We start from the raw sequence: 4554 nt of genomic DNA on the forward strand, positions 1-4554 counted from the left end.
GAGGGCTTCCGGCCGCCACGCCGAGAGCACGCACCAAACGCCGCTCCTCAACGGGCAAACGTTGCCTGCCGCGGCACTAGGAGTTGGAGCGCACACGAGGACAAGCCCCCGCGGGGCCGGTATTCAGGCCTGCCCGGTCTCGAAACGCGTGATCCGACCGTCGTCGTCCACGTGGAAACTCCACCGGGTGCGCATCTCGCCCCAGGTGTCGTTGCTGTAGCGGGCGAGGAGCGAGCGGCCGCCGTTGGACTCGTTGTCGACCTCCATGTGGCCGTGGGAGGAGAAGATCTCCCGGTCCACCCAGTCGTCGAGGTCGCGGTCGGAACCGTCGTCCGTCATGGTCGCGCCCGGCGCGAGGAGCTTCATGAAGCTCTCGCGGTCGTGGTTGTTCACGGCGGCCACGAAGGCCCGGACGGCCGGGTCGCTGAGGCGGGTGGTCTGAATCGTCATACGAGCCAGCCTCGTACCGGCCACCGTCCGACGCCACCCGTGCCACCCGAACGGCGTCCCGGGGCGGTCGGTGGGGTGTCGGCGATGCGACCGTGGAGTCGCGACGAGTGGTCCTGTTCCTTGTTGATTGCTGCCTGCTCCGGGAGACGACGTGAGGCGTGACGACCGACGTGATCTGGGTCTGCTGCTGCTCCGGCTGGGGGCGGGCGGCGCGCTGGCCGCCCACGGCGCGCAGAAGCTGTTCGGCTGGTTCGGCGGCCACGGCATCGAGGGGACCGGCCAGTTCATGGAGTCCGTCGGCTACGTCCCCGGCAAGGCGAGCGCGACGGCGGCGGGCCTCGCGGAGACCGGCGGCGGCACGCTGCTGGCCCTGGGCCTGGCCACCCCGGCCGCGGGCGCGGCAGCGGCCGGCGCGATGGCGGGCGCGGCGGCGGTGCACGCCCCGAACGGCTTCTTCAACCAGGGCGGCGGCTACGAGTACGCGGCGACGCTGGGCCTGACGGCGGCGGGCCTGGCCGTCACCGGCCCGGGCCGCCTCTCCCTGGACCACCTGCTCGGCCACGCGGTGAACCGCGGCTGGATGATCCCGGCGGCCTTCGCGGCGACGGCGGCGGGCACGGCGGTGGTGGTGGGGTCCCGGGCGAGGCGCCTGCGGAAGGCGAAGGAGGGGGAGCAGGAGGCGTTGTTCGAGGAGGAGTACATGGAGTAGGGGTCCGGTCGGGGCCCGGGGCGTTGTCAGTCCCCCATGGCAGGCTGCGCCCCCATGAACGAACAGTCCCCCGCCCCTGAACTCTGGTCCACCATCGATGCCCTGTCGGAGTGGCTCGACACCAACCGCCCCGTCGAGGGCCGCGAGGGCCTCCTGCTGCGCATCCTGAAACTGTCGGAGGAGGTCGGCGAGGTCTCGCAGGCGGTGATCGGGGCGACGGGGCAGAACCCGCGCAAGGGCGTCACGCACACGTGGGAGGACGTGGAGGCGGAGTTGTGCGATGTCGTCATCACGGCGCTGATGGCGTTGCGGACGCTGACGCCGGAGGCTCGGGAGGTGTTCGCACGGCACCTGGATCGGGTGGCACGGCGGTCCACGGTGCGGTCGGCACAGGCGGACGTTCCGCGTCAGCCGCTCTGATCACCGGGTACCGCACGAGAGCCCGTTCACCTTTCCGCCAAGCGCCCGTACCGGCAGGGGTCTACGCCGGCCGGATCCCCGACGAGATGTCCCCGAGAAGCCGGTCCTGCCTTCACAGCGCGTCCACCGCGCTCACCTTCCACCCGTCGTCCGTGCGGTCCATCGTCATCCGCACCCGGTTCTGGTCCAGGCGGGAGCCCGTCACCTGGGTGCTCTCGGTGACCTGGTTGACGAAGAGCAGGACGACGACCTTGTCGGGGGAGGCCGAGACGACGGAGGCGGCAGGGGCGCCGCCGGAGCCGGGGGCGGCGACCCTTGCCTTCACCACGCCGCGGTACTTCTTGGCCGTCGGGGCGACCACGGTCTTCGTGGTCTTGCCGTACTCGTCGCGGAAGTCACCGGTCAGGTGGGCGCGGGCCCTCGAGAAGTCCTTGTCCAGGTGGCGGTAGTCGTACGACAGGACGGTCGGTGCCGCCTTTCGCGCGGCCGTGAGCGCCTCGGTCCGGGCGGTCTCCGTCAGGTGGCCGTCACGGTACTGCCGTCCCAGGGCGGCGAGCGCGACCAGGCCGACGACGAGCAGGACGGCCAGGACCGAGGTGAGCAGCCTGCGGCGTCCGCCGGGACCGGGCTCGCTCCGCTCTTGAGGCCCGTGCTCCAAGAACGAGTCCGTCGACGGCTCCGGCGGGTCGTCCCAGCTGTCCTTCGGGGCCTCGACGAGGACCGTGCGTCCGGCGCGTGGCCGCTCGGCCCGGCGTGGGGACACCTCGTCGCCGGCCGTCGCCGCGCCCGCTTCACGGTGGCCGCGCTCCGCGCGCTTCGCCGCCGCGCGGGCGGCCGCCGTCATGGTGCGGCGGGCGCCGGGACCGGGGGCGCGGCCGGTGGTCGTCTTCGGCATGGTGGTACTCCTCGTCGGTGCTTGTCGGTCGGCGGATCGGCCCGTGAATCAGCCGACGAACTCGACGTCGGACGTCAGCCAGCGGCCGTCCTTGTGTACGAGGTCGAGCTGGAGCCGGTACGTGCGCGCCTCTCCCCCGGGCACGGCGGTGTTGGTCACCTTGCTGTCGGCGACCACCAGCACACGGGCCGAGTTCTCGTCGGAGCGGACGATGCCCGCCTCTGGGACCTGGCCTTCCGACACGGACTTGTTCTGGGCCACCAGCTTCGTCAGCTGCTTCGTCTGGGCGGTGAACTGCTTCTTGAAGTCGCCGGTCGCACCCGCCAGGACATGCGCGCTGTCGCGGTCGTAGTGCCGGTAGTCGAGGGAGGTGAAGTTCAGTGCCGACTGGCGGGCCGCGGCCAGGATGTCCTGGCGCCGTTGGTCCGCCTCGCGCTGTTCGTGGATTCCGAAGGCCAGCCAGAGCGCCAGTGCTGTGGTGATGACGGTCGCCGCGACGAGTCCCGCCGTCATCACTCGGGGCCGTACCCGCCTCATGCCATGGGACCAACGAGCAGCCATTGCCACGATTCCTTTCCGAACACGGCCTGCTGGCCGCCCGCCGAGCCGATCTCGACGTTCCTTCCGTCCGGGCCGGTGGTGGTGCCGGTCTCCGGGTCGTACGGGGCGATGTGTGCCGCATGGTTCGCGCCGCCGTCGGCCCTCGACGCGCCCGGGGCGTTCTGCGCGCCGCGTACCGACGACGCGCTGCCGCGCGGGAGCGTGCAGCGGGCGTCGCCGTTCGCCTCGCGTGTGCTGGTGTCCGCCGGGTCGCGGCGTGCCGTGCCGTACCCCTGACTGCAGGCCGGCGGTTCGTCGGCGTTCAGCACCAGGCCGAAGTGGGTGGTGCCGTCGCCGGGGACGACCGTGTAGCTGCCTGCCACCGTCAGCGGGAAGGTGACGAGGGCCTGCTCCACGCCGGGGAGGCGGGCCAGCGTGACCTGGCCGCCGCTGATCAGGTTGGCCAGCAGGACCGACAGCTGCGGCCCGCTCGACTTCAGCAGCGAGTTCAGTTCCTGCGCCGCCGGCCGCGCGTTGCCGATCAGCTTGCGCAGGTCCCCGTCACTGGACTTCAACTGGGCTGACAGCGCCGCCAGATCGCGTGCGAACGACTTGATCGACGAGCCCTGGTCGGCCTGCGTCTTCAGGACCTTCCGTGAGTCCTCGATCAGGGCGATCGTCTCCGGCAGCGCCTCGGACGCCGACTCGACCAGGGTGTTGCCCGAGTCCACCAGGCGGCCCAGGTTCGGGCCGGTACCGGCGAACGCCTTGCCCAACTCGTCGACGGTGACCCGCAGGTCGTGTTTGCCGAGCGAGTTCACCAGGCGGTCGAGGCTGAGGACCATGTCCGTCGTCGACAGCGGCACCCGTGTGCTCTCGCGCGGGATCGTGCTGCCGTCCAGCAGGTACGGTCCGCGGGAGGCCCGGGGCTGGAGGTCGACGTACTGCTCGCCCACCGCCGAGCGGTTCGCCACCACCGCCAGCGTGTCCGCCGGGATGCGCGGCGCACCGTCCTCGATGTCGAGCGTGACCGAGACCCCGTCCGAGCCGGCCAGGCGCAGTGCGCCGACCTTGCCCACCGGCACCCCGCGGTAGGTGACCTCGGCACCGGGGAACACGCCCCCGGAGTCGGCGAAGTCGGCCCGCACGGTGTAGCCGCGGTCCAGGACCTCGTCCACCAGGCCCGTGTACTCGGCGCCGACGTACGACACGCCTACAGCGGTGAGGGTGGCGAAGGCGATCAGTTGCGCCTTGACCGTACGGGTGATCACGGCTGGACCCCCTTCAGCATCAGCTCGGCGAGTTCGAGGTTGATTCCCTCGGTCCGGTAGCCCCCGGTCCGGTAGCCCGCTGGGCCGTAGCCGGCGGTGCACACCGGCGGGCACAGCGGGTCGTCGCCTCCCGAGGGGGCGGACGGGGACGACGGCACGGTCGGACTGCTCGGCAGCGCGGTGGGCTTCGGCACACCCGGCACGTCCGGGCGATGGAGCGGGCGACGGGTTCGTCCATGTCCGAGGAAACAGAGATCCGCATGCCTGGC

The 4554-nt window shown here is 71.7% G+C and carries 6 protein-coding genes and 1 pseudogene; 2 read left to right on the top strand and 5 right to left on the bottom strand.

Annotation, left to right across the window (positions count from 1 at the left end):
* Positions 1–123: 123 nt before the first annotated feature.
* Complete coding sequence (locus ABZ281_RS15880; RefSeq protein WP_356655876.1) at positions 124–450, bottom strand: nuclear transport factor 2 family protein; 327 nt, start codon at positions 448–450, stop codon at positions 124–126.
* Between the two features lie 151 nt (positions 451–601).
* Here ABZ281_RS15880 and ABZ281_RS15885 point away from each other — a divergent pair, with 151 nt between their 5' ends.
* Positions 602–1159 carry a DoxX family protein gene (locus tag ABZ281_RS15885; RefSeq protein ID WP_356655878.1) on the top strand — a complete coding sequence of 186 codons (558 nt, stop codon included), beginning with the start codon at positions 602–604 and terminating at the stop codon, positions 1157–1159.
* A gap of 54 nt (positions 1160–1213) precedes the next feature.
* Positions 1214–1579: a MazG-like family protein gene (locus ABZ281_RS15890; protein WP_356655880.1), complete on the top strand. Its 366-nt coding sequence runs from the start codon at positions 1214–1216 to the stop codon at positions 1577–1579.
* A gap of 112 nt (positions 1580–1691) precedes the next feature.
* On the opposite strand, the gene ABZ281_RS15895 is transcribed toward ABZ281_RS15890, so the two are convergent.
* The 4 genes and pseudogenes from ABZ281_RS15895 to ABZ281_RS15910 all read right to left on the bottom strand — a co-directional run.
* Positions 1692–2474: a hypothetical protein gene (locus ABZ281_RS15895; protein ID WP_356655882.1), complete on the bottom strand. Its 783-nt coding sequence runs from the start codon at positions 2472–2474 to the stop codon at positions 1692–1694.
* Between the two features lie 48 nt (positions 2475–2522).
* Complete coding sequence (locus tag ABZ281_RS15900; RefSeq protein ID WP_356655884.1) at positions 2523–2987, bottom strand: hypothetical protein; 465 nt, start codon at positions 2985–2987, stop codon at positions 2523–2525.
* 20 nt (positions 2988–3007) lie between these two features.
* Positions 3008–4285, bottom strand: coding sequence for an MlaD family protein (locus tag ABZ281_RS15905; RefSeq protein ID WP_356655886.1), 1278 nt, complete (start codon positions 4283–4285; stop codon positions 3008–3010).
* Positions 4282–4554, bottom strand: a pseudogene (locus ABZ281_RS15910) (hypothetical protein); the annotation flags it as partial. The gene ABZ281_RS15905 and the pseudogene ABZ281_RS15910, both read right to left, overlap by 4 nt.

Origin of the sequence: Streptomyces sp. NPDC006265 (assembly GCF_040613555.1) — a bacterium.
Lineage (GTDB): Bacteria > Actinomycetota > Actinomycetes > Streptomycetales > Streptomycetaceae > Streptomyces.

Bases quoted from the DNA above. Each gene is read 5' to 3' on its own strand.
- ABZ281_RS15900 (WP_356655884.1), bottom strand. From the start codon at position 2,987: ATGACGGCGGGACTCGTCGCGGCGACCGTCATCACCACAGCACTGGCG.
- ABZ281_RS15895 (WP_356655882.1), bottom strand. From the start codon at position 2,474: ATGCCGAAGACGACCACCGGCCGCGCCCCCGGTCCCGGCGCCCGCCGC.
- ABZ281_RS15880 (WP_356655876.1), bottom strand. From the start codon at position 450: ATGACGATTCAGACCACCCGCCTCAGCGACCCGGCCGTCCGGGCCTTC.
- ABZ281_RS15890 (WP_356655880.1), top strand. From the start codon at position 1,214: ATGAACGAACAGTCCCCCGCCCCTGAACTCTGGTCCACCATCGATGCC.